Source organism: Nocardia concava NBRC 100430 (assembly GCF_000308815.1).
In the GTDB taxonomy this organism is placed as follows: domain Bacteria; phylum Actinomycetota; class Actinomycetes; order Mycobacteriales; family Mycobacteriaceae; genus Nocardia; species Nocardia concava.
On record NZ_BAFX01000099.1, the window covers coordinates 1 to 23258 of the forward strand.

General features: G+C 67.4%; 28 protein-coding genes. 13 read left to right on the forward strand and 15 right to left on the reverse strand.

The window, feature by feature from the left end:
* The 4 genes from ON43_RS23005 to rimP form a co-directional block, all read right to left on the reverse strand.
* Positions 1-531 (reverse strand): translation initiation factor IF-2 N-terminal domain-containing protein (locus ON43_RS23005; protein ID WP_040810744.1); only part of this gene is annotated, 531 nt, incomplete at its 3' end.
* Positions 532-639: 108 nt separating this feature from the next.
* Positions 640-933 (reverse strand): YlxR family protein, encoded by a 294-nt coding sequence (locus ON43_RS43870; RefSeq protein WP_245568713.1) that lies wholly within the window; start codon positions 931-933, stop codon positions 640-642.
* A 167-nt stretch (positions 934-1100) separates the two neighbouring features.
* Positions 1101-2150, reverse strand: a complete 1050-nt coding sequence (nusA, locus tag ON43_RS23010; RefSeq protein ID WP_040810746.1) for a transcription termination factor NusA — start codon at positions 2148-2150, stop codon at positions 1101-1103.
* Positions 2147-2788: a ribosome maturation factor RimP gene (rimP, locus tag ON43_RS23015; RefSeq protein WP_040810747.1), complete on the reverse strand. Its 642-nt coding sequence runs from the start codon at positions 2786-2788 to the stop codon at positions 2147-2149. Before rimP ends, nusA begins: the two co-directional genes overlap by 4 nt.
* Before the next feature lie 356 nt (positions 2789-3144).
* Here rimP and ON43_RS23020 point away from each other — a divergent pair, with 356 nt between their 5' ends.
* The 3 genes from ON43_RS23020 (at position 3145) to ON43_RS23030 (ending at position 5665) form a co-directional block, all read left to right on the forward strand.
* Positions 3145-3627, forward strand: a complete 483-nt coding sequence (locus tag ON43_RS23020; protein WP_051178996.1) for a hypothetical protein — start codon at positions 3145-3147, stop codon at positions 3625-3627.
* Positions 3624-4058: a ferritin-like domain-containing protein gene (locus tag ON43_RS23025; RefSeq protein ID WP_040810749.1), complete on the forward strand. Its 435-nt coding sequence runs from the start codon at positions 3624-3626 to the stop codon at positions 4056-4058. Before ON43_RS23020 ends, ON43_RS23025 begins: the two co-directional genes overlap by 4 nt.
* Before the next feature lie 167 nt (positions 4059-4225).
* Positions 4226-5665 carry a three-helix bundle dimerization domain-containing protein gene (locus ON43_RS23030; protein ID WP_245568710.1) on the forward strand — a complete coding sequence of 480 codons (1440 nt, stop codon included), beginning with the start codon at positions 4226-4228 and terminating at the stop codon, positions 5663-5665.
* A gap of 67 nt (positions 5666-5732) precedes the next feature.
* Here the strand turns inward: ON43_RS23030 and ON43_RS23035 are convergent, their stop codons facing one another.
* On the reverse strand, positions 5733-6014 hold the full coding sequence (locus ON43_RS23035) for a hypothetical protein (protein ID WP_040810751.1): 282 nt from the start codon (positions 6012-6014) through the stop codon (positions 5733-5735).
* Positions 6015-6173: 159 nt separating this feature from the next.
* A complete protein-coding gene (locus ON43_RS23040) occupies positions 6174-6827 on the reverse strand; it encodes a hypothetical protein (RefSeq protein WP_245568711.1) in 654 nt (217 codons plus the stop codon).
* Between the two features lie 18 nt (positions 6828-6845).
* Here ON43_RS23040 and ON43_RS45610 point away from each other — a divergent pair, with 18 nt between their 5' ends.
* The 3 genes from ON43_RS45610 (at position 6846) to ON43_RS23050 (ending at position 9002) form a co-directional block, all read left to right on the forward strand.
* Complete coding sequence (locus ON43_RS45610; RefSeq protein WP_167333453.1) at positions 6846-7019, forward strand: hypothetical protein; 174 nt, start codon at positions 6846-6848, stop codon at positions 7017-7019.
* A gap of 195 nt (positions 7020-7214) precedes the next feature.
* Positions 7215-7703: a hypothetical protein gene (locus ON43_RS44960; protein WP_157514148.1), complete on the forward strand. Its 489-nt coding sequence runs from the start codon at positions 7215-7217 to the stop codon at positions 7701-7703.
* A 516-nt stretch (positions 7704-8219) separates the two neighbouring features.
* Positions 8220-9002, forward strand: coding sequence for a hypothetical protein (locus ON43_RS23050; protein ID WP_040810756.1), 783 nt, complete (start codon positions 8220-8222; stop codon positions 9000-9002).
* A gap of 2 nt (positions 9003-9004) precedes the next feature.
* Here ON43_RS23050 and ON43_RS23055 read toward each other — a convergent pair whose 3' ends face one another.
* The 3 genes from ON43_RS23055 to ON43_RS23065 are packed head-to-tail and all read right to left on the reverse strand — an operon-like array spanning position 9005 to position 11041.
* Complete coding sequence (locus tag ON43_RS23055; RefSeq protein WP_040810758.1) at positions 9005-9328, reverse strand: hypothetical protein; 324 nt, start codon at positions 9326-9328, stop codon at positions 9005-9007.
* Between the two features lie 52 nt (positions 9329-9380).
* Complete coding sequence (locus ON43_RS23060; RefSeq protein ID WP_051178997.1) at positions 9381-10238, reverse strand: hypothetical protein; 858 nt, start codon at positions 10236-10238, stop codon at positions 9381-9383.
* Positions 10235-11041, reverse strand: coding sequence for a helix-turn-helix domain-containing protein (locus ON43_RS23065; protein WP_040810760.1), 807 nt, complete (start codon positions 11039-11041; stop codon positions 10235-10237). Before ON43_RS23065 ends, ON43_RS23060 begins: the two co-directional genes overlap by 4 nt.
* A 129-nt stretch (positions 11042-11170) precedes the next feature.
* Between ON43_RS23065 and ON43_RS23070 the strand changes: the two genes are divergently transcribed.
* Positions 11171-11566, forward strand: a complete 396-nt coding sequence (locus tag ON43_RS23070; protein ID WP_040810762.1) for a hypothetical protein — start codon at positions 11171-11173, stop codon at positions 11564-11566.
* 177 nt (positions 11567-11743) lie between these two features.
* On the opposite strand, the gene ON43_RS23075 is transcribed toward ON43_RS23070, so the two are convergent.
* Positions 11744-13501 carry a proline--tRNA ligase gene (locus ON43_RS23075; protein WP_040810764.1) on the reverse strand — a complete coding sequence of 586 codons (1758 nt, stop codon included), beginning with the start codon at positions 13499-13501 and terminating at the stop codon, positions 11744-11746.
* A 58-nt stretch (positions 13502-13559) separates the two neighbouring features.
* Here ON43_RS23075 and yaaA point away from each other — a divergent pair, with 58 nt between their 5' ends.
* The 5 genes from yaaA (at position 13560) to ON43_RS23100 (ending at position 17825) form a co-directional block, all read left to right on the forward strand.
* Positions 13560-14306 carry a peroxide stress protein YaaA gene (yaaA, locus tag ON43_RS23080; protein WP_040810766.1) on the forward strand — a complete coding sequence of 249 codons (747 nt, stop codon included), beginning with the start codon at positions 13560-13562 and terminating at the stop codon, positions 14304-14306.
* A 149-nt stretch (positions 14307-14455) separates the two neighbouring features.
* Positions 14456-14848, forward strand: coding sequence for an ankyrin repeat domain-containing protein (locus ON43_RS23085; protein WP_218003338.1), 393 nt, complete (start codon positions 14456-14458; stop codon positions 14846-14848).
* A 208-nt stretch (positions 14849-15056) separates the two neighbouring features.
* Positions 15057-15695, forward strand: coding sequence for a pyridoxamine 5'-phosphate oxidase family protein (locus tag ON43_RS23090; RefSeq protein WP_040810767.1), 639 nt, complete (start codon positions 15057-15059; stop codon positions 15693-15695).
* Between the two features lie 47 nt (positions 15696-15742).
* Positions 15743-16897, forward strand: coding sequence for an MFS transporter (locus tag ON43_RS23095; RefSeq protein WP_083913640.1), 1155 nt, complete (start codon positions 15743-15745; stop codon positions 16895-16897).
* A gap of 46 nt (positions 16898-16943) precedes the next feature.
* Positions 16944-17825: an alpha/beta fold hydrolase gene (locus tag ON43_RS23100; protein WP_373283475.1), complete on the forward strand. Its 882-nt coding sequence runs from the start codon at positions 16944-16946 to the stop codon at positions 17823-17825.
* 11 nt (positions 17826-17836) lie between these two features.
* Here the strand turns inward: ON43_RS23100 and ON43_RS23105 are convergent, their stop codons facing one another.
* The 4 genes from ON43_RS23105 to ON43_RS23120 all read right to left on the reverse strand — a co-directional run bounded on the left by ON43_RS23105 (position 17837) and on the right by ON43_RS23120 (position 21386).
* Complete coding sequence (locus ON43_RS23105) at positions 17837-18580, reverse strand: SDR family NAD(P)-dependent oxidoreductase (protein WP_040810771.1); 744 nt, start codon at positions 18578-18580, stop codon at positions 17837-17839.
* Positions 18581-18705: 125 nt separating this feature from the next.
* Positions 18706-19527 carry an ABC transporter permease gene (locus ON43_RS23110; RefSeq protein ID WP_040810772.1) on the reverse strand — a complete coding sequence of 274 codons (822 nt, stop codon included), beginning with the start codon at positions 19525-19527 and terminating at the stop codon, positions 18706-18708.
* Positions 19524-20546, reverse strand: coding sequence for an ABC transporter ATP-binding protein (locus ON43_RS23115; RefSeq protein WP_040810773.1), 1023 nt, complete (start codon positions 20544-20546; stop codon positions 19524-19526). Before ON43_RS23115 ends, ON43_RS23110 begins: the two co-directional genes overlap by 4 nt.
* 159 nt (positions 20547-20705) lie before the next feature.
* On the reverse strand, positions 20706-21386 hold the full coding sequence (locus ON43_RS23120) for a PadR family transcriptional regulator (RefSeq protein WP_040810775.1): 681 nt from the start codon (positions 21384-21386) through the stop codon (positions 20706-20708).
* A 76-nt stretch (positions 21387-21462) separates the two neighbouring features.
* Between ON43_RS23120 and ON43_RS23125 the strand changes: the two genes are divergently transcribed.
* Positions 21463-22755 (forward strand): alkaline phosphatase family protein, encoded by a 1293-nt coding sequence (locus tag ON43_RS23125; protein ID WP_051178998.1) that lies wholly within the window; start codon positions 21463-21465, stop codon positions 22753-22755.
* 4 nt (positions 22756-22759) lie between these two features.
* Here ON43_RS23125 and ON43_RS23130 read toward each other — a convergent pair whose 3' ends face one another.
* Entirely contained in the window at positions 22760-23248 is a 489-nt protein-coding gene (locus ON43_RS23130) for a carboxymuconolactone decarboxylase family protein (RefSeq protein WP_040810777.1), read from the reverse strand.
* Between the last annotated feature and the right edge of the window lie 10 nt (positions 23249-23258).

Consider the following 23258-nt stretch of genomic DNA (forward strand, 5'->3'; position numbering starts at 1 on the left):
CTGCGGAGCGGCCGGACGCGGGGCCGGTGCGGCCGGACGCGGCGCAGTCGGTCCGCGGCTGCTGCGGCGGGGGTTGCCGGGGCGGAAGACGCTGCGGGAGCGGCATTCTCGCGCACGGCGGGCGTTGGGCGCGGGACCCGGGCGGGCCGCCGACGCGGGGCTGGGCGACTCGGCGCGGGCGGCCGGAGCCACCTGCTCGGCCGCGGGGGCCGGGGTCGCGGGCTTCGGCGCGGGCGCCGGAGCCGGGGTGGGACGCGGACCCGGACGCGGGCCGGCACCGGGGGTGGCCGGCTTGGCGGCCGGACGCGGGGTGCTGTCACCGCTGGGCTTGGGGGTCGCCGACTTGGCGGTCCCATTGGACGGGGCGCTCTTGGGTGCGAGCGACTCCCGCAGGCGACGCGCGACGGGTGCTTCCACCGTCGAGCTCGCCGACTTCACGAACTCGCCCTGCTCCTTGAGCCGCGCGAGTAGTTCTTTGCTCGTGACACCGAGTTCTTTAGCCAACTCGTGCACGCGGGCCTTGCCTGCCACTGCTCTCCTCACTCAGAGGTCGAGCGCGGCAGCCCGTTTCACGACGGGACGCGCGCACGACCTCGACTAATTTCGAAGGCCGATCATTTCTGGGACTTCACGGTGTGCTCATGAGTGCTCGTGCCTGTTCTCTACGTAATGCTCCAGGGCTGAGATATCCAGATTTCCGGACACTCGTAGTGCTCTGCCGATTGCTCGGCGCCGAACTGCTTGACTCAAACAAGCCGAAGAGGGGTGCAACCACGCACCCCTTCCCGGAAGTCTGCGCCGCGGATCCGGAACGACCACAACCGTTTGCCCACTCTCGGCAGAAGGTTGCGCCACGACCCGCATCAGATCGGCAGCCAGCTCGCGTCGGCGACATCCGATGCAGGTCCGGACGGGTGCTGATCTTGCTGACACCCGCTCGGCACGCGGAGAAGCCGTCGACTCGCGCTGAGCCTGCGTCCACTCTACCGCTGTCACGTCCCGATCTCCGCATCCGTACCCCTTGGAAGTTACCAACCTGTCATCCCGGGGGTCTGTTTCACAAATCTCGGGGCGGACCGGGCCGGATGGATCCGGCAAGATCAACCCCGGTGGGCCTCTCCCCCGCCCGCGTTCGCCGCCGGACGCACTCCGCCCTGGTTATCGGGCGCCGCGTCGGAGCGGATGTCGATGCGCCAGCCGGTGAGCCGGGCGGCCAGACGGGCGTTCTGGCCCTCCTTGCCGATGGCCAGGGAGAGCTGGAAGTCGGGAACCACCACCCGCGCGGCACGAGCCTCGGGGTCGACGATGGTGACGGATACAACTTTCGACGGGGACAGCGCATTCCCGACGAAGCTCGCGGGATCCTCGGCGTAGTCGATGATGTCGATCTTCTCGCCGGCCAGTTCGCTCATCACGTTGCGCACGCGCTGGCCCATCGGGCCGATGCACGCACCCTTGGCGTTGACGCCCGGGACGGTGGAGCGGACCGCGATCTTGGAGCGATGCCCGGCCTCGCGGGCCACGGCCACGATCTCGACCGAGCCGTCGGCGATCTCGGGGACCTCCAGCGCGAACAGGCGGCGCACCAGGTTCGGGTGGGTGCGCGAGAGGGTGATCTGCGGGCCGCGCGGGCCGCGGGAGACGCCGACCACGTAGCACTTGATGCGGTCGCCGTGCTCGTAGGTCTCGCCCGGCACCTGCTCGGCGGGTGGGATGACGCCCTCGGCGCCATTGGCCTCCGAGCCGATGCGGACCACGATGGTGCCGCGGGCGTTCATCCGGGCGTCGCGCTGCACGACACCGCCGACGATATCGCCCTCGTGGGTGGAGAATTCGCCGAAGGACTTCTCGTTCTCGGCGTCCCGCAGGCGCTGCAGCACGACCTGGCGGGCGGTGGTGGCGGCGATGCGGCCGAAACCCTCTGGTGTGTCGTCCCATTCGGAGATGACGTTGCCGTCGGCGTCCAGCTCGCGCGCCATCACGCGCACGACGCCGGTCTTCTGGTTGATGTCGATGCGGGCGTTGGGCTGGTGGCCCTCGGTGTGCCGGTAGGCGGTGAGGAGAGCGGACTCGATCGCGGAGATCACGGTCTCCATCGAGATCCCCTTGTCGGCGACAATCGCGCGCAGGGCTTCGATTTCGATGTTCATTCCACGATCCCTTCGGTCAGTGAATCGGATTCAGTTGCTTCGTCTTCGGTGTTCGTGTCGAACTCAGTGGTTTCCTCCCGCGCGCCGGGCGTGGGGCGGCCCGGTGCGACTCCACCTGCCAGTTCCAGCTCCGCGGCGCCGGGTGGATTGAATTCCACCTGGACCACCGCGGACTGGATGTCGGCCAGCGGCACCGTCACCCGGTGTGGCTTCCGCTTGCCGCCGAGGACCAGGGCGACATCGGTGTCGGTGGCGACACCCACCCGGGCCTCGAACGTGGTCTTGCCCTTCTCCTCCGGTGATTCGGCGCCGGGGCGTAGGACGATCTTCACCTTGCGGCCCTGGGCGCGTTGCCAGTGGCGTAGGGCGGTGAGGGGCCGGTCGATGCCGGGCGTGGTGATCTCGAGCAGATACGGGGTCTCGCCGAAGTCGCCGGCGTCGTCGAGGGTCTGCGAGATCTCCGAGCTGAGTTCCGCGACCGCGTCGAGGTCCGGGGAGCCGTCGCTGTCGACGGTCACGACGAGCTTCGTGTGTGCTGTACCGGCAGCCGAAAGCGCGACGCCTTCGAGGTCGAATCCTCGGCGTTCGACGAGCTCAGCAACTAGCTGGCTCACCCTTTCCTCGGTCGGCATCGGCATGTGGGGCGGCTCCTGGTTCAGTTGTCACGGGTTGAGTTGTCGGTTTCGGCGAAATGCCGCGCCGAAGGTCTAGCGTAACGCGCGGAAAGAGTGTAAAGGACCAGCCGACTGGCTCGAGTTCGGCATGGTCGGCGCTGTGCTGCCAACGGCGTGTCAGCCGCGACGCGCCCGTGACGGTTACCCGTCGTTCCAGATCACAGCCTATCCGACGCCCCTGGCGCAGCAAGCGGTCGGCGACGGCTGGCACCATGTATGCCGTGCCCAGCAGTCAGAGCGGCCGTCGCGCCGGTGTCGTCGGTCTCACGGTCCCGAGGGATCGAACCGGGTCCTCCCCCAGCCCCATTTCCGTACCCGCGGTGAACCGCCGCGGCGCGCTGCGGCTGGCGGGTGGCGGCGCGCTGGCGGTGGCCGCGGTCGGGGCGCTGGCCGCGTGCTCGAAGGACGACGCCCCGGCGGCACCCGATCCGCTTATCGCCCAGGAGACCGCGGCCCGCACCGATGCCGCCGCGGCGACCGCCGCCATCGCGACCAGCCCCGATAAGGCGGGCGCGCTGCAGGTCATCGCGACCCAGCGCACGGCTCACGCGGATGCGTTGCGCACCGAGATCGACCGCGCCGTAGGCGTTTACGGCGATGGCACCACGCCCAGCCGCCGCACGCCGCCGGTCACTCCCATCGCCCCGGTCCCGCCGCCCGCGGTCTCGGCGCTGCGCACCCAGCTCCAGCAATCCCAGCGCTCGGCCGCCGACCTGTGCGCCCAGCTCTCCGGCTACCGCGCCGCCCTCCTCTCTTCCATCAGCGCGTGCTGCGCCACCCACGCGGGAGTTCTCCTCGGATGACCACCACCGACCAGCAGGCGCTCATCGATGCCCTGAGCGCCGAATACGCGGCTGTCTACGCCTACGGCGTGATCGCGGCCTACGCCAACCACGACCGTGACAAGCTCGTCGCCGAGTACACCGCGTCCCACCGTGCCCGCCGGGACGCCACGATCGACGCCCTGAAGGCTTCCGGCGCAACGGTTCCCGAACCGGCCGCGGCCTACACCTCCCCCATCGTCGTCAACGACCCGATCCCGGCCGCCAAGCTCGCCGTGACTGTCGAATCCGACACCGCCGCCGCCTGGCGCTCGGTGGTCGAACGCGCCGATGCCGCCGAGTTGCGGCGCACCGGCATCGAGGCGCTCACCGAATGCGCGGTCCGGCTCGCCACCTGGCAGTCGATCCTGGGCGTGAACCCGGCGACGGTCGCGTTTCCCGGCCAACCCTGACCCGCGCCTCCGGCCGGTCACCGGGAATTCGCCAAGGGCGCACTTGCCGTTCGCGTGCGCGTCCGTGGTTGGGCACTCGGCGGGCATAGGGTCCTCGGCGGCGCGGCTTTTCGCATTTTCTTGCCGTGCAACGGAATTCGGTGCGAGGGCGAGGAGATGCTGTGGCGGTGGATGCTGCGAGGGGTGAAAAGGCTGCGCGGGAAGAGAAGGCGCTGCGGGACGTGACCGATCGCCTGGTCGAGGACTATGGCGAGGCGCATCCGGCGGAGCGGGTGGAGGCCGTGGTGGGGGCGGTGCGCAAGCGGTTCGAGGGGCATTCGGTGCGGGAGTTCGTACCGATTCTCGTCGAGCGGATTGCGCGGCGGGAGTTGGATCCCACGCGGGGGAAGAACGGCGCGGTGGAATTGAGCAAGTCGGCCGCGGGAGCCGGTTCGGGCTCGCCCGATGGTCAGGCGGACAACACGAGTGTGTTCGCGGCGGTGGCGGGGCGGTTCGTGCCGGCGCGGCTGGTGGAGAACAAGCGGGCATTGGGGGCGGTCGCGGCGGGGGTGGCGGTTGTGTTGGCGGCGGGGGCGGTTTTGGCTGTGCAGCAGTCGGATTCGCCGTCGGCGACCACGACGGCCGCGCCCGCGCTGACCATGGTGCACGGGGTGGTGGGGTCGGAGAAGTCGGCGTTCTTCGATGATCCGAAGGTGGTCGTCGCGCTGGCCAAGCACGGGCTCAAGGTGGTTGCCGAACCAGCCGGGTCGCGGCAGATCGCCACGTCGGTGGATCTGGGGAAGTACGATTTCGCGTTTCCGTCGAGTTCGGCTGCGGCGGAGCGGATTCAGCGGCAGCGCGGGGTGAGCGGGAAGTACGTGCCGTTCTCCTCGCCCATGGCCATCGCGACGTTCCAGCCGATCGCCGATCTACTGACCCAGGCCGGGATCGTGACGCCCGGCGCGACAACGACTTTCGACGTCGACAAATATCTCGCGCTGGCCGAGAAGGGCGTGCAGTGGAATCAGCTGGACGGCAATTTCACCTATGCGGTGCCGAAGAACGTGCTGGTCTCGACCACCGACCCGCGCACCTCCAATTCGGCGGCCATGTACCTGGCGGTGACCGCCTATGTCGCCAATGACAACACCGTCGTGCGCGGCGCGAAGGCGGAAGACTATGCGGTGTCCCGGGTTTCGCGGCTGTTCACCCGTCAGGGCTTCACCGAGTCCAGCAGTGACGGGCCGTTCAAGGACTATCTCGCCAATGGCATGGGCACCATCCCGATGGCCTGGATCTACGAGGCCCAGTACGTCGACGCCGCGGCCCACGGCCAGCTCAAGCCGGACATGGTCCTGATGTATCCGACTCCGACGGTCATGTCCCAGCACACCGTGATCCCCTTGAACGACAAGGGCGATCAGCTCGGCAAGCTGCTCACCACCGATCCGGACCTGCAGCGTCTGGCCGCCGACCACGGCTTCCGCCCGACCGATGTGAACCTCTTCACGAAAGTCACCGTAGCCCACCGGATCCCGGTGGATGTGAACCTCGTGAACCAGGTGACCCCGCCCGACTACGACACCCTCGAGCACCTGCTCGACGGAGTCGCCAAGTCCTACAACTGACGCCACGCCCGGCGGTCGGCGCGATACCCGGGCCGCGCGATACCCGGGCCGACCGCAGCCGGGTCGATCATCCGGCCCTGGTCACCGACGCCATCGGCGTCGCCGTTGTCGTGGGCGCTTCCGTGGTGGTCGGGGGTGCGGTGGTGGTCGGCGCTTTGGTGGTTGTCACCGTCGCCGCCGCCGAGGTGGCGGTCGGCAGGTCGATCACGCTCGGCAGGCGGCCACCGCCCAGCATCGGGACCGACGTCGTGGTGGCCGGTGGGGGCAGGGGGCTGTGCTGGGCGCCGCAGGCCGCCGACGCGAGGGCGGCCGTGGCAAGGGTCACCAGGGTGATCGGGCGCTTGAGCACATCTCACCTTCCGCGTGAATCGCTCGAAACAGGACCGTCCGGACAGCGAATCAGCGCCGGACTCACCGATTCTCGTACACTCGCGCCGGTCCCACAGCGCGACAGCAAACTCCGGCACAGCCTGTCACCCGCCCCGGGGGCGATACGGCATCGCACCCGCTACCCGGTCGGGATCGTGACGGCTATTTCGCCGCCCAGGTGGTAGTCCCCGGAGAGGGTGAGGTTGTCGCCGCTCCAGAAGCTGCCGGGGTCGTAGCGGTTCGGGCGCTTCTGCGGGAGCAGACGCATCGACTGATAGGTCATGGCGACGATTTCGGCGCAGTACGCGTCTTCCAGGGCCGCTTCGGTTTCGCGCGGGGCGCCGCGCTTGGGCAGCGGCACGCGACCACGCAGCCAGCGTCCCGCGAGGGCACTGGTGGAGGGGAAGGGCATGCCGTCCAGGCGGGCCACCATACGCAGTGCGGAATCCTCCATCTCGCGGGTGACCGGCCGATTCAGCTGTCGGATCCACGCCTGCTGGCCATAGACATTCGCCCAGCGCATTGTCGCCGAGCGCAGGTCGTGCAGTTGCGCGCCGCGATGGTGGTTGCCGGACCAGACATCCGGCAGTGCGCGCCCGAGTTCGGCGTGCCAGATGAGGGCGGGCAGATCATCGATGACGATCGCCATGCCGACGTGATTGACCGGGCTGTTCGTCAGCCCCCGAATCGCCCGATCCGCACCGGAATGCCCGCGAAACAACCACAGATCACCGGTCCGCGTGAGCTCCACCGCTTCGTCCAGCTCGAGCCTCGAGATCACTTCACGTGCCACGCCGACTAGCCTAGGCCCATGCGATGGTGGAAAGTCCTCGGCTTGGCAGGCGCCGCAGGCGTCGCCGCAACCGGCGTGGTCATAATCCGCTCCGAGCGCAAACGCCGCGCCTACACCCCCGACCAGATCCGCGACCGCCTACACGCCCGCCTCACCGAATCCCCCGCCCCTGATGGGGAGCCAAACCCCTGACCCATGAGTCGGGCTGCGGCGCAGAGACGTTCGCCTCCGCGCTCAGCGCCGCTGCTGCGGCGCAATAATCGGCCCCGTGGTGCCATCAGGCCGCCGCTGCGAGACAGAACTGTAGCTACTCAACCCTGTCGGCCGATCCCGCATCAGTCCCCCAACCCACTTCCACAGCCGCACAACCAATCCCATAACCCCATCATGCGCACCGAGAATGCACTGACGCACCCCATTTCTCGCACTTTGCCTCCACCAGCGCATTCTCACCGCACTGCCGGGGTTGGGCAGGATGGCGGCGTGTATTTCCGAGGGCGTCTTCCGGTTCGCGGCCGGATCATCTGGCTCACACCCGAACAGGGCGGCCGCCGCTCGGGGCCGCCCAACACACCGGTCGATCAGGACTACGCCTCAACGGCATTCGTGCCGCCGTACACCGTCCACACGGGCCTTGCGTCCTTCGTCCTACGGGTAGAAGACCGGAAGGCATGGAACTCCCCCGCCACCGCTGGCTGGCTGATAGTCGAGAACACCGGCAGATTCCGGATCCAGGCCGGGACGGTGGTGGTTGTTACCGAAGGCTTGCGCACGGTCGGCCACTTCTATGTGGACGACGTGCTCGACGCCGAGGTTGCGGTGGGCACAGCCGACGAGGTGATCGGGTCACCTGGATTTGGTTGTGGTGGGGATTGAGGTGGCGGTGGGCACTTCGATCACTTCGGGGACCTGGCCGCCGCCGAGGACCGGGACCGAGGTCGCCGGGGTGGGTGGGGCGAGGGGGGTGTTGCGGTGGTCGGCGCAGGCGGGGGCTGCGACGAGGGTCAGCGCGATTGCCGCCGTTGTGATCAAGCGTTTGGGCACGTTTCACCTTCCAGGAGTTCGGGAGGTCCGGGCAGCGAGATTGCGCCGGACTCAGCAATTCTGGCGCATACCGGCGGAATCACCGTGTGGGAGATCAAGTTAGGCACGGTTGGTCAGTTGCGCTGGCACAATCGGCAAGGGGGCGGGGGCGCGGGGGTCGAATTACGTACTTATTGGTCGATTTTCGCGATGTGAGTTACCCGACAGCGATGAATGGGCTTGGCGGGTGAGGCGGATCGCGGACAGAATGGGAGGGGGTGTTGGATCCGAGTTGAAGGGGGCTCGTTGACCGGCTCTGCTGTCTCGACGCGATCGGCGGGCGTCGTTCCCGGTCGTGCCCTCGCCGGATTGACCGCGGTCGCCGTGGCACTCGGCTTCGCCTTCGTTCTCGTGCCGGGGCCGCTGGCCGATAGTGGGTCCGATGGGTTTGCCGATCAGAGCAAGCTGCGGCGGGCCTTGCGGGATGGGTTTGTCGCCTACTGGGATTCCGGGGATCAGGGGCGGCCGCCCGCACTCACCAGGGTGATCGATTACTGGTTCCGGTACCACCTGGTCAAAGGGGCGATCGCGGGTGCGTTGCTCGTGGTGCTCGTGGTTTTGGCCGTACTGCTCTGGAAAGCATTCGTGCGTGGGGCGATGCTCGGTGCAGCGCAGCGGATTTGGCTAGTGGCGGCGGGAAGTCTGGTCGGGCTGTTCGCGTTCGCGGCATTGCTGGCGGTGATCGCGAATATTCAAGGGGCGGTGGCGCCGTTCTCGTCGCTGCTGCCCATGTTGCCGTCCGGGGCGGGCGACCCACAGCTATCGGCCGTCTTCGATCAGATCCGGCAGCAATTGGCCGGTAATGGCGGCACCTCGGCGCCGGTGAACGACATGGTCGATGATTTCGCCCGGTATCACGTCGCGGTGGCGGTCATTGCCGCGATATTGGCGATTACCGCTATAGGGCTCAGCGTGGTGTCTTGGCGGAAATTCACACGATCCGACAACGCACGCGTGCGACGTGTTCTGTGCGCGGCGGGCATTGTCAGCGCATTGATGGGATCGGCCGCGGTCGTGTTGCTCATCGCGAACACGACCGCGGTGATCCATTCGACCTCGGCGTTGGCCGCGTTCTTCAACGGCAGCTGGTGAGATCAGGGGTACGCCTGGATGACCTCGACGTTGACCAGGGCGTTCCACGAGTCGCAGCTGGCCCAGGATTGGTTCTGGCCGTACTGGATGGGGCCGTACTTCCAATAGGTGAAGGGCACTGGCCAGGCGATACAGGTGAGTTTCACCTGATGCCAGGTGGGGAGTTCGCACAGGGACATTCCGCCGGTGTTGAAGATGTTGTACACGTGGCAGTTGGCCTCCCACACGGGGACATCGGCCTGGGCTGTGCCGGTACCGGCGAGCATGGTGCCCGCGGTGGCGGTGACGACGACAGCGCCTGCAGCAAGCCGCTTCGCAGATAGCATTCCGACCTCCTGAATAGGTGTTGCCCGGAACATCGCGCCCACAGCGAGCGCGTTACTTTCCCGCAAATCGTCTTTTCACGATATTCGCGCCGCGCGGACTATGCGCGGTGAGTCGCCCGACGAACCGGCTCGCCGCGTCCGGACGGAGCTGCGAATGGTCGATCTCGATTCCGGCGTAGCGAAACAGTCCGTCACTGACGAGTTGGTGCAGCCGTGGTTCCTCGAGGGTGTGGGCCGAGAATTGGTACAGCTCCGGCAGTTTCGGCAAGATGAGTCCGAAATCGATGATTCGCGCCACCTTCCCTTCGGCCGCGATGATCTCCTCCAGGGAAATCCGCGTCAGCGGATACCCCTGCGGAAACACGTTGTGCAGATCGAGAAACACCCCGACCGAGCTGCGCCGCGGATCCGCGACCGACCGTGTCGCCCACCCGAATCGCCCCAGCGCCAACGCCGGCCGCTCGGCGAGGACGTGCGTGAACACCACCCGCGCCAGCGTCACGTTCATCATGAACCGCTCGACCTCGGGCTCGGCCCGCGCCTCCTCCTCATGATCGAGAAACCCGGAGATGATGCTGCGATTGTGCGCCCGATACCAACTCACCGGCGACGGCGCCGCCAGAAACCTGCGCCACCACATCGGCCCCGACCCGATCTCGGCATACTCCGCCCCGGCCTCGAATTTGTCGAGCAACAGCCGATCGTTCACCGCCCGCCACCACGGACTCCCCGAATGCGGATGCATCACCCCGCGCTCGATCTCCCACCGCAGAAACCGCACCTCGGCCCGCGCGAAATCCCGCAATCGCTCCGGATAGAACGCAACCGCCGCCCGCACCCGAGCCTCAGGATCCTCACGGATCCCCTTCAGCTGCTGCAACGCCCACTCCCGGGCCGCGCCGGAGCTCATGCCAGCGACTGTACTCGAGAAGCGAAGTCGCGCAGGGTCGTGGCGGTGAATTCGTCGAGTGGGTAGAACAATTCGATGGCCAGTTCGGAGAGGGTGACGTCGGAGGGGGCGCCGAAGGTGGCCATGGTGCTGAAGAGGGAGAGGATGCCGGCGGGGGTGCGGATGCGCATGGGGACGGCGAAGGGGCCGGATTCCATTGGTTCCGGGTCGGGTTCGGGGGGTTGGGGATAGGCGGAGACTTCTTCGAGGAGGGCGGTGAGGTGGGGGTCGGCGGTGGCGGCGGCCTGGCGGGTCAGGGTATCGAGGAAGTGGGTTCGGATCTGGTGGGCGTTGACCAGGTGCTGGATGAGGCCTTGCGGATGGAGGACCAGGCGGTAGACGTTGGGCTCGGGGGTGCGCAGGTGGTCGGGGGTGCCGGTGGTGAGCACAGCCATTGCCTGGTTGCCCAGGACGACGTTCCAATGCCGGTCGACCACCACCGCGGGGAACGGTTCATGGGCGGACAGGATGGCGTCCAAGGTTGAGCGGACCGCTGCGAGGTCGGGGTCGTCGAGGCCGGACTCGCGGTACTCGGGGGCGTAGCCGGCGGCCAATAGCATCGTATTGCGTTCGCGCAGTGGGACTTCCAGCGTCTCGCACAGGCGCAGGACCATGGCTCGGCTCGGGCTGGAGCGGCCGGTCTCGACGTAGGACAGGTGGCGGGCGGAGGTGTCCGCGGCCAGCGCCAGGTCCAGCTGGCTGAGTCGCCGCCGCTGCCGCCACTCCCGCAGCAGCGCGCCCGCCCCGGGCATGGTCGAGGTCATCGCCGCAGCATATCGACGGCCGGGTAGACGCGGCCATGACCTCCGAGGTTATTGAGACCGCGACCTCACCCCGGCACAGTCGAACTCGGCGGCCGACACCGGCGAGCCCTCGGCACCAAGGAGTTTCGAATGACCACGCTGACTGCCCGACGTTCCCTCCTCCGTCTGCGCACCCTCCTGCGCGTAGATTCTTGGAGCACAGGCATTTTCGGCATCGGCCTGCTGGCCACTGCTCCCCTGCTGCGGGATCCCCTCGGTCTGCCCACCGCGGTGTCGATGTGCTTCGGCCTGGGCATGCTCGGCGGCGCGGCGGCACTGAGCTGGATCGCCGCCCGCCCCACCATTCCCACCCCGTTCGCGATGGGCGTGGCAGCGGTCAACGCCGTGTCCGGAGTAGCGATGACGGCCCTCGCCGCCGTAGATGTGCTGCCGCTGACCACCTTCGGCCGGGCCTTCCTGGAGATCGGCGCTCTGGTAGTCCTCGTCTTCGCCACCCTCGAATACACCGCCCGCCACAATGCCTGAGGCCATTCAAGATCAGGGAGCTCTCAGCACGGAAATATGTCCGATTCCCCGCCTTGAGAGCTCCCTGATCTTGTTAGCACCTTGCCGGCACCATCGCCTCGACCATTTACCGCTGGTAAAGCGGAGTGGCGCATCACCTGGAGGTGATGCGCCACTCGGGGTTTCGCGGGAGGGGGGTCAGCCGCGGATCTTGGCGGCTACCGAGGCTACGGCTGTGTCGGCGGGGAGTTCTTCGGCGGTGCCGGCGAAGCGGTCGCGGAGTTCGATTTTGCCTTCGGCCCAGCCTCGGCCTACTACGACGATGTAGGGCATGCCGAGGAGTTCGGCGTCCTTGAACTTGACGCCCGGGGAGGCGGTGCGGTCGTCGAGGAGGACCTCGAAGCCGAGGGAGTCGAGTTCGGCGGCTACCTGTTCGGCGCCGGAGCGCGCGCCTTCGTCCTTGTTGGCGATGACGACGTGGACGTCGAAGGGGGCGACCTCGCGGGGCCAGCGGAGGCCCTTCTCGTCGTGCATCTGCTCGGCGAGGACGGCGACCATGCGCGAGACGCCGATGCCGTAGGAGCCCATGGTGAGGCGGACCGGCTTGCCGTTCTCGCCCAGCACGTCGACCTCGAAGGCGTCGGTGTACTTCTGGCCGAGCTGGAAGATGTGGCCGATCTCGATGCCGCGGGCGGCCTCCAGGACGCCGCGGCCGTCGGGCGAGGGGTCGCCGTCGCGGACCTCGGCGGCCTCGATGGTGCCGTCGGGGGTGAAGTCGCGGCCCGCGACCAGGCCGACGTAGTGCTTGTTGTATTCGTCGGCGCCGGTGATCCAGGCGGTGCCGGACACCACGCGCGGGTCGACGAGGTAGCGAACACCGTTGTCGAGCAACGCCTTCGGGCCGATGTAGCCCTTCTTCAGGAAGGGGTTGGCCTTGAAGTCGGCCTCGTCGAGCAGCTCCACCGCGGCAGGCTCGAGCGATGCTTCGAGGCGCTTCTCGTCGACCTCGCGGTCGCCGGGGATGCCGACGCCGAGCAGTTCGGTCTTGCCGTCGGGGTAGACCAGCTTGACCATGACGTTCTTGAGGGTGTCGGCCGCGGTGACCTCGCGGCCCAGCACCTTGTCGATGCCCGCGCCGTTGGCCCACTCCACGAGAGCGGCGATGGTGGCGGTCTTGGGGGTGTCGTGGACCACGGCCTCGGCCTGGCCCTCGATGGGGATCTCCGGCGGCGCGGCGGTGACGACGGCTTCGACATTGGCGGCGTAGCCGGATTCGCGGCAGATGACGTAGGTGTCCTCGCCGACGGGGCTGTCGGCCAGGAACTCCTCGGACGCCGAACCGCCCATGGCGCCGGAGGTGGCGGCCACGATCACGTACTTCACGCCGAGCTTGTCGAAGATCTTCTGGTACGCCTCGCGGTGGGCGTTGTAGCTCTTCTTGAGCCCGTCCTCGTCGAGGTCGAAGGAGTACGAGTCCTTCATGATGAACTCGCGCCCGCGCAGGATGCCCGCACGGGGACGGCCTTCGTCGCGGTACTTGGTCTGGATCTGGTACAGCGTGACGGGCAGGTCCTTGTAGGAGTTGTACTCACCCTTAACGGTGAGCGCGAACAGCTCCTCGTGGGTGGGGCCGAGCAGGTAGTCCTGGCCCTTGCGGTCCTTGAGCCGGAACAGGCCGTCGCCGTATTCGGTCCAGCGGTTGGTGGTCTCGTAGGGTTCGCGCGGCAGCAGCGCCGGCAGCGAGATCTCCTGCGCCCCGATGGCGTTCATCTCCGAGCGGACGACGTCCTCGACCTTGCGCAGCGCGCGCAGGCCGAGCGGCAGCCACGAGTAGACGCCGGGCGCGATGCGACGCACGTATCCGGCACGCACCAGCAGCTTGTGGCTGGGCACCTCGGCGTCGGCGGGATCGTCGCGCAGGGTACGCAGGAACAGGTGGGAGAGGCGGGTGATCACGGCTCAACACAGTAGCCGCTGCTCATGCGATGCCGCGAAGGCATTACCGTGTTGGCTCGTGCTGGTGCTGCTGCCTCCCTCAGAAACCAAGTCCGACGGCGGTTCGGGCGGTCCCCTGGACCTGGATTCCCTCGCGATGCCGCAGCTCACGGCGGTGCGCGACAAACTCGTCACGCAGGTGGTCGGATTGGCCGCCGATGCGGACGCCTCGCGGACCGCGCTGGGACTGGGCAAGGGGGCTGACGCGGAGATAGCGCGCAATGCCGCGCTGCGCACCTCGGCGACGCGGCCCGCGCTGGACCGGTACACCGGTGTGCTCTACGACGCGCTCGACGCGCCCGGGTTCACCAAGGCGCAGCGGGCCAAGGCCGAGGCCCGGCTGGGCATCGGCTCGGCGCTGTTCGGCGTCGTCCGCGCGGGCGATCCGATTCCGGCCTACCGGCTGTCGGGCGGCTCCAAGCTGCCGGGCCTGCCGACGCTGCAGTCGCTGTGGAAGCCGGTGCTGCCCGAGGCTTTGAAGGCGGAGGCCGCCGGTCAGCTGCTGGTCGATCTGCGCTCGGGCACCTACCAGGCGCTGGGCCGCGTGCCGGGCGCGATCACCGCGACCGTGCTGACCGAGCGTCCCGACGGCAAGCGAACCGTGGTGAGCCACTTCAACAAACACCACAAGGGCCTGCTGGCGCGTGCGCTGGTGCTCTCGCGCACCGAGCCCTCGACCATCGACGGGCTGGCCAAGATCGCCGAGAAGGCGGGCCTGCGCACCGAGATCGCCTCCCCCACCGAACTGCTGATCATCACCTCCTGAGAGGTCCCCCTGCGTCATTCCGGCGTGCTTTTGGCCGGAATCCACCCAGGAAGGCGAGATCCCGGCCAAAAGCACGCCGGGATGACGAGGGGCTCTCATATACGAAAGTTCGCCCGGCCACGCCCTTACCGGCTCGATAGAGTGGCCTGGTGGAACCCAACGATCTGGACCCGGAAGTGCTCGAGCTGGCGAGCAAGATCTTCGACCTCGCCCGCTCCGGCGACGCCGCCACCCTGGGCGCCTACCTCGACGCCGGGGTGCCGGTGAACCTCACCAACGACAATGGCGACACCCTGCTCATGCTCGCCGCCTACTACTCGCATCCCGAGGCCGTGAACGTTCTGCTGGAACGCAAGGCCGACCCCAACTTCGGCAACGACAAGGGCCAGACCCCGCTCTCCGGCGCGGTTTTCAAGGGCTCCGACGAGATCGTCCAGGCGCTGCTGGCCGCGGGCGCGGACCCCAACGCGGGCAGCCCGTCGGCCCGCGACGCCGCCGAAATGTTCGGCCAGACCAAGTATCTGAAGCTCTTCGACAACTGAGTCGACTCCGGGCGAGCCCGGTTCACGAGGTGAAAACACCACGTGAACCGGGCTTTTTCATGTCCGGAGCAGGCGCGCGTCGAATCGGGTGAAAAAAGTTTCGCCGGGCGGGAATCAATCGGAGCTCTCTAACCGTTCAAATCAATATCACCGGTTAGAAGCCGTCAGGTCGGGCCGGAGATCCACTGGGCGAGAAGGGAGTTCCGGCATGACAGGGCACTACGGGCAGGTGACGTTCACCGAGGGTGTGCGTGCGCACCAGATCGCCCATGGCAGCCGACGCGGTTATGAGCGGATGGCGGCGGTGCCGGATGTGCCGGATCGGCTGGGCGAGAACGAAGCCTGGTTCATCGGTGAGCGGGACAGCTTCTACATGTCCACGGTCGGCGAGACGGGGTGGCCGTACATCCAGCATCGGGGCGGGCCGCGCGGGTTCCTGCGGGTGATCGATTCGCGCACCATCGGATTCGCCGATTTTCGTGGGAACAAGCAGTACATCAGCCGCGGCAATCTCGACCACGACGATCGGGTGGCGCTGTTCCTGATGGATTACGCCAACAAGACCCGGTTGAAGATCCTCGGGCGGGCCCGGGTTGTCGAGGCCGAGGATGATCCGGAACTCGTTGCCTCGCTGTCGATTCCGGAATACAACGCCGAGGCCGAGCGGGCGCTGCTGATCGAGATCGAGGCCTTCGACTGGAACTGCAGCCAGCACATCCCGGAACTGTATCCGCGCGACCAGGTGCTGGAGGCCGTCCGGCCGATGCGCGAGCGGATGGCCGAACTGGAGCGCGAGAACGCCGAACTGCGCGCCCGGCTGGACGCGGCCGCGCAGCTGCCGCACTGACTTTCACACACCCTCTTCACACTCGTATTCACTTGGGAGACAACGTCATGCGTCCTGAACGGATCGCGTGGGCGGGGCTCGCGGCCATGACCGTGTCCTTCGGCCTGAATTTCACCATGGGCGTCTTCTTCGCCCCGACCGCCGCCGCATACGGCCTCAGCGCCACCGCGATGGCGGTGGCCGCGGCGCTCGGCACCACCGTCACCGGACTGGCCCAGCACCCGATCGGGCGACTGCTCGACAGCGTCGGGGCCAAGGCGGTGCTGATCGGCGGGCTCACGCTCATCTCCGGCAGCTATCTGGTGTTGTCGATGGTCACCCGCACCTGGGAATTCGTCGCGGCCTACATGGTGCTCGGCGGATTGGGGTTCGCCTCGTCGTCCACGCTCACGGTCACCACGCTGATCGGCAGGGCGCGCGGCGATCAGGCCGGACCTTCGCTGGCCCGCGCCGCACTCGGTATCAACCTGGGGCAGTTGGTCACCCCGTGGGCGGCCACCGCCATGTTCGAGCCGATCGGGGTGCGCGCCACCTACGCGGTGCTGGGCGCGATCGGGCTAGCCGTGACCGCCTATCTGGCCTGGCGGCTGCCCGCCAGCGCCAAGGCAGGCCGACCCGCGGGCGGCGGGGAATCCCTGCGCGGTCGAGGAAAGCTGCTGGTGGCCTTCGGATTACACGCGGCCACGCTCTACGTGGTGATCCTCATGCTGCCCAAGCACGCCACCGAACTGGGCTGGAGCATCACCGATGCGGGCCGCCTGGTCGCCCTCGCGGCGCTCTCGGCGGGGCTGACCTCGGCCGCGATGGTCCGACTGCTGCGCACCTATCGACCCGAAATCCTGCTGCGCGCACTGTATCTCGTGCGCATTGCCGCCCTGGTCCTGGCGGTCTTCGTCCCCGGACCCGGCGTGCTGATCGCGGTCGCGATCCTCTTCGGAGCCGCTTCGTTCCCGATCGTGCCGCTGACCATGGCCGTCATGTCGCGCGGCCTGGATCCGGCGCGCATGGGCCGCACGCTGGCTCCGGCGTGGATCACGCACCAGCTTGCGGCCGCCGCCGGGTTGGGTGTCGCCAGCCTGATCCATGCCCAAACCGACAGTTACCGAGGCTATTTCGCGCTCGGCCTGCTGTTCACCCTCGCCTGCGTGGCGCTCGTGGCTCCGGCTCGCGCGTCCCGGCCCCAACTCGTCCCTGCCCACTAGCAGTTCCCCTCATCACCGAGCAGTTCCCATCACCAAGGAGAGAACGATGACCACCGCAGTGCCTATGACGACCGCAGTGCGCCACCACACCATCAAGATCCAGGACCTGGACGTCTTCTACCGCGAGGCCGGAGACCCGGCGAACCCGACAATCGTACTGCTGCACGGCTTTCCAAGCAGCTCCGCCATGTTCCGCAACCTGCTGCGCGACCTCGGCGACAGCTACCACCTGATCGCCCCCGACCACATCGGCTTCGGCCAGTCCGCCATGCCGCAGGTCGGCGAATTCGTCTACAGCTTCGAGAAACTCACCGAGATCACCCAGGAACTGCTCGACACCATCGGCCTCGACAAATTCGCGCTCTACATCCAGGATTACGGCGCTCCCATCGGCCTGCGCATCGCCTCCCGCAATCCCGAGCGGGTCACCGCGATCATCTCGCAGAGCGGCAACGCGTATCTCGAAGGCTTCACCCCGTTCTGGGACATCCTCTTCGCCCACGCCAAGGACCGCGCCGCGAACGAGGCCGAGGTGCGCAAGCTGCTCGAGCTCGACGCCACGAAATGGCAGTACCTGCACGGCGTTCCGGAGGACCGCCAGTCCCTGGTCAGCCCCGACACCTGGACGCTGGATCAGGCGTACCTGGATCGCCCGGGCAACAAGGAGATCCAACTGCAGCTGTTCTGGGACTACCAGTTCAACCTGGACGGCTACCCCGCCTTCCAGAAGTACTTCGCCGAACACCGCCCGCCGGTGCTGATCGCGTGGGGCGAGCACGACGAGATCTTCGGCGCCGACGGCGCCCGCGCCTACCTGCGGGACCTGCCCGACGCCGAACTGCACCTGCTGAACGCGGGCCACTTCGCCTTGGAGACGCACGGCACGGAGATCGCCGGTCTCATCCGAGAATTCCTCGCCCGGGTCTGACGACCGACCGGTCAGAGGAAGCTGCCGCCGCCGTTGACGGCGACTGTCTGGCCGGTGAGGAAGGCGTTGCCGATCACCATGAGAACCGCTTGGCCGATTTCGTCGGGAGTTCCGATGCGGCCTACCGGGAGGCGGTCGGCGACGCCTGATTCCTTCAGGGGCGCAGCCATTTCCGTGTCGATCAGGCCCGGGGCGACGGCGTTGACGGTGATGCCGTCGGAGGCAAGACGGGCGGCGTAGCCGCGGGTCAGGCCCTCCAGGCCCGCCTTGGAGGCGTTGTAGTGGACGCCGACCGCGCCGCCGCCGCGGGCCGCCACCGAGGAGATGTTCACGATTCGCCCCCAGCCGCGTTTGCGCATCCCCGGCACGACCGCCTGGGTGCAGAGGAAGGCGGACTTCAGGTTGATCGCCAGGGTCTGATCGAAGTCTTCCTCGGTGATGTCGTCGACGCTGCGAATGGTCGCGATGCCGGCATTGTTCACCAGCACGTCGATCGGGCCGAGTTCGGCGACGACGCGCTCGGCCATCGCCTCCACCTCCGCCCGAACAGCGACATCCGCCCGGATCGCGATGGCCCGGCCTCCGGCCTTTTCGATCTCGGCGACCGTCGAGTCGGCCTCGTCGGATCGAGAGCGATAGTTCACCGCGACCGCCGCCCCGGCGTCGGCCAGGGCCAGGGTGATCCCCCGGCCGATGCCGCGAGACCCGCCGGTGATCAGAGCGACGCGGTCGGTCAATACGCTGCGTTCGTCCATGCCATCGACCGTATGCCTTGGAGTGCGCTCCAGGTCAAGGGTTCCCGTGTGCAGCGCCGCGTAGCACACGCGAATGTCCGGTCCGCGTGACGAAATCGCCTCGCGGACCGGACTTTTGCGATCGCCTACTGCGTCCGCTGGTAAGTGCGGAAGGCCGACAGCGCCCAGACGAAGGCGAGCGCTGCCAGCCCCACCAGGTAGGCGAGGTGCGCGGCGACGGAGCCCGCGTCCGCCGTGCCCGCCAGGCCGGTGCGGCCGATGTCGACCGCCCAGGTCACCGGATTGAACTTCGAAATCCCCTGCACCCAGCCGGGCATCAGGGCCGGGGCCATCATGCCCGAGGACAGGAAGGTCAGGGGCAGGATGATGAGCTGGGACAGGCCGATCAGGGCGATCTGGCTGCGGGTGATCAACGCGATCGCCACCGAGCCCGCACAGAGGGTGGCCGCCAGCAGCGTGGCCGCCGCCAGCGCGAGCAGGATGCCGACCACGCCGCCGGGAAAGCGTGCGCCGCCGGCGAATCCGATGAGCAGCACCAGCGCGGATTGCACCAATCCGATGGTGAGCTGGACGGCGAGCTGGCCCGCGACCACCGCGCTGCGCGAAACCGGCGCGGTGAGCAGCTGATTCATGACGCCGTTGTCGATGTCCTCGATATAGCCGGTACCCGCCCAGACACCGGAGTAGAGGACGGTCATCATCAGGACGCCGGGCGTCAGGAAGGTGATGTAGTTGGCCGCGCCGAATCCCGGAATGTCGCCCACGGATTTGAACACCTGGCCGAACAGCAGGATCCAGACGATGGGCTGCAGCAGGGCAGCGAACACGCCCCAGGATTCGCGCAGGGTGTTGACCATCCAGCGGCGGTAGATCTGCCCGGCGGCCACCAGCCAACCGGCCGTTGGGGTTTCGCGCACGGCGGGCACGTCGTAGGTCAGGGTGGTCATGCCGCCGCCTCCTTGTGGTCGCGGTGGTTGTCGGCACGATACGAGCGGCCCGCGTAGTGCAGGTACACATCGTCGAGGGACGGGTGGGAGATGGAGACCGCACCGAAACCGATGGCGGCGGCGTCGAATTCGGAGATGACGCGGCCCACGATGCCGGACGGGTCATCGGTGCGGGCGATGAGTTTCCCGTTGGGGCCGTCCTGTTCGACGACGATGTCCCGCAGCGACGGAATGGATTCGCCGAGCGCGCGCACGGCCGCCACATCCGGCTCGATGAGTTCGACGGTGAGGGTGTCCCCGTCCAGCGTCGACTTCAGTTGTGCCGGTGTGCCTTCGATGACCGCGCGACCGTGGTCGATGATGACCAGCCGGTCACACAGCTCGTCGGCCTCCTCCAGATAGTGGGTGGTGAGCACCACGGTCAGCGCCGCCTCGGTGGACAGCCGCCGGATCTCCGACCACATCTCGGCGCGCGCCTGCGGATCCAGGCCGGTGGTGGGCTCGTCGAGGAACAGCACCGACGGCGTGTGCACCAGGCCGACGGCGACATCCAGCTTGCGGCGCATGCCGCCGGAGAGCTTGGACACCTTGCGATTTCGCGCATCCCCGAGCTGGAACTGGTCGAGCAGGCCGTCGGCCCGCGCCACGGCATCGTGGCGGGTCAGGCCGTGCAGCCGCGCGGCCATCACCAGGTTCTCGAACGGCGTCTGCCGCGGATCGGCCCCGGATCCCTGCGAGACATAGCCGATGCGATGCCGGATGGCGGCCGCGCCGGCGGTGACATCGAATCCGGCCACCCGCGCGCTGCCGGAGTCGGCCTGCGACAGGGTGGTGCAGATCTTGGTGGTGGTGGATTTGCCGGCGCCATTGGGGCCGAGCATCCCGTAGACGGTGCCCGCGGCAATGCTGAAACTCAGGCCGTCGAGCGCGCGGACATCGGGCTTGCGACGGCCGCCGGGATAGGTCTTGACCAGGTCGTGCACCTCGACCGCGGCCGAGGGCATGGGTGTGATGGACATGTTTCGTCTCCTGTTGTCAGGTGAGACGAACGACCAGGCCACCGATCGATATGCTGGGTTTGCGGTTCGAGCATCCGGCGGTGAGCCGTCGGTCGTTCGGATTCGGCGGTGGCTCGGGTGTTGGCGCACTCGGGCCACTGTTGTTCTCGAGCTGATTGCTCACTCGGGTGGTGTCGGCACCCCCCATTCCTCGAAGAATTTGTCGCTGACATCCGGCGGCACCCCGCCGGGATACTTGGTGACCAGTTCGTTCATCCGCCACCAGCCGTCGAGACCGCCCAGCACCCCGGATTCGATGCGCTCGGCGAGCTCGGCGGTGAAGTCGCGCTCGGCCTCGAGCATGCGGATCTCGTAATTACTCTCGACGAGCAATACCTCCGGCAGCCACGACAGCACGGGTTCGACCTCCTCGTTGATCTCGCCGATCCGCTTGTCCAGCATGGCGACCCGGTGTCGCAGCAACCCCACGGCCTCGTCCGGCGCGACCGCGGGCAGGAAGGACAGCGCGGCCATGAACCGCGGATACTCCTTCTCGGGTTCGGAAAGCCAGGCGCGCAACCACTCCCGCGCCTCGGTGATTCCGGAATCGGTGATCCGATACACCGTGCGCGCGGGCCGATTCCCGTCCTGCTCGGCCCCGACTATCTCGATGAAGCCTTGATTCAGCAAGGACTCCACCACCGGGTACAGCGCGCCGTAGTTGATCCGGACGCTGCCCTCTTTGCCGCGCTGCTTGAGCGTCTGCGAGATCTGGTACGGATGCATGGGCCGCTCCCAGAGCACCACCAGCACGGCCAGCGCCAACGGGTTGACCCGCCGGAACGTCCGCTTCGCGACCACGATCGCCTCCTAATACTCTGACCAGAGTACTCCTCTACTCTGATCAGAGTAACCCTGTTTCCGCGATGCTTTCGGTGTGACCGTTTTTCTTCGCCGCACCGCGAGCCGCCGCAGTGTCCTGGCCGGGGCCGGAGCCCTCGCACTGGGCGCGGCGGTCGGCTGCCAAGACCAGCAACCCGCCTCCGAACCGCAAGCCACCGCTTCCGCACTACCCGCGCCCGCGGACTCCGGGATCGACCACATCGTCGTGGTGATGATGGAGAACCGCTCGTTCGATCACTATCTCGGCTGGCTGCCGGGCGCGAACGGCAAGCAGTCGGGGCTGAGCTTCACCGATCGAAACGGCAAGAAGCGCAAGACCTTCCATCTGGACACCACCACCCAGGGCTGCCAGTACAACGACCCGGACCACTCCTTCGACGGCGGCCGCACCGCGTTCAACGACGGCAAGTGCGACGGCTGGCTGCGCGCGGGCACCAATGACGAATTCGCGATCGGCTACTACCAGAAGAGCGATCTGGACTTCTACGGCAAGGCAGCCCCGGCCTGGACCGTGTGCGACAACTACTTCTCGGCGATCATGGCCGAGACCTACCCGAACCGGTGCTATATGCACGCCGCACAGACGGACCGCATTCACAACTCGACGAAAATCTCTACGCTGCCGACGATTTGGGACAGTCTGGCGGCGGCGGGCATTCAGGCCCGCTACTACTTCCACGATGTCCCATTCCTGGCGGCTTGGGGTGCGAAGTACCTGTCCATCAGCCGATTCTTCTCGAGCTTCCTGTCCGACTGCGCGGCCGGGACGCTGCCCGCCGTCTCGTTCGTGGACCCGAAATTCCTCGACGAGGCCACCGGCACCTCTGCCGACGACCACCCGCACGCGGATATCCGTGCGGGGCAGGCGTTTCTGAACCAGGTGTATCAGGCGGTTACCAAGAGCCCGGTATGGTCACGCACGCTGCTGATCATCAACTACGACGAGTGGGGCGGGTTTTTCGATCACGTGCCGCCGCAGACCGCGCCGGATGCCAACCCGGACTGGGGATTACGCGGATTCCGGGTGCCATGCCTGGTGATCTCGCCGCTGGCGCGTCGCAAGCACGTGGCGCACGAGGTCTACGACCACACGTCGGTCCTCAAGGCCATCGAATGGCGCTGGGGCCTACCGTCTTTGACGCCACGGGACGCCGCAGCACGCAACATCGCCGAAGTGCTCGACTTCACCGGAAAGCCGAATCTCGATGCCCCGCAATGGGATGTCCCCGCCTTTACCTCGAAGTCGTGCAACTCGTCCGTGGTGGCCGATTTCGAACAGTGGATCGGCCTGCGCAAACTGGCGGAGTCGGCGGGCTGGAAGCTCTGACGGGCTATTGCGCGGAGTGCCCCGGGAGGACGCAGACGGCGTCGAGGCCCAGGACGTGGTTGAGGCGGCCGAAGGCCAGCCAGGAGCCCAGGCACATGGAGAGTTCCACGATCTCGGTGTCCGTGTACAGCTTCTTCATGCGCTCGAAGAATTCGTCGTCGAGGCTGTGGTGGTCGAGGGCGTAGACCTCGGCGTATTCGGCGGCCATGCGGGTGCGGTCGTCGAAGTTCTCGGTGGTGCGCCAGTTGGTCACGTCGTCGGCGAAGGACTCCTCGACCTTCTCGCCATTGCGGTCGGTGCGCCAGTCCAGGCAGAACAGGCAGCCGTTGATCTGGGCGATGCGCAGCCGGGCGGCCTCGAATTCGCGCAGGCCCAGGGTGGAGTGGGAGTAGACGGCGAGGGAGAAGTTGGAGGCGGCCACGCCGATGCCGGGCACCATTTCGCCCCAGACGTAGCCGATCGGGTCCTTGCCCTCGGGGATGTCGATGATCATTTCCTGCTCC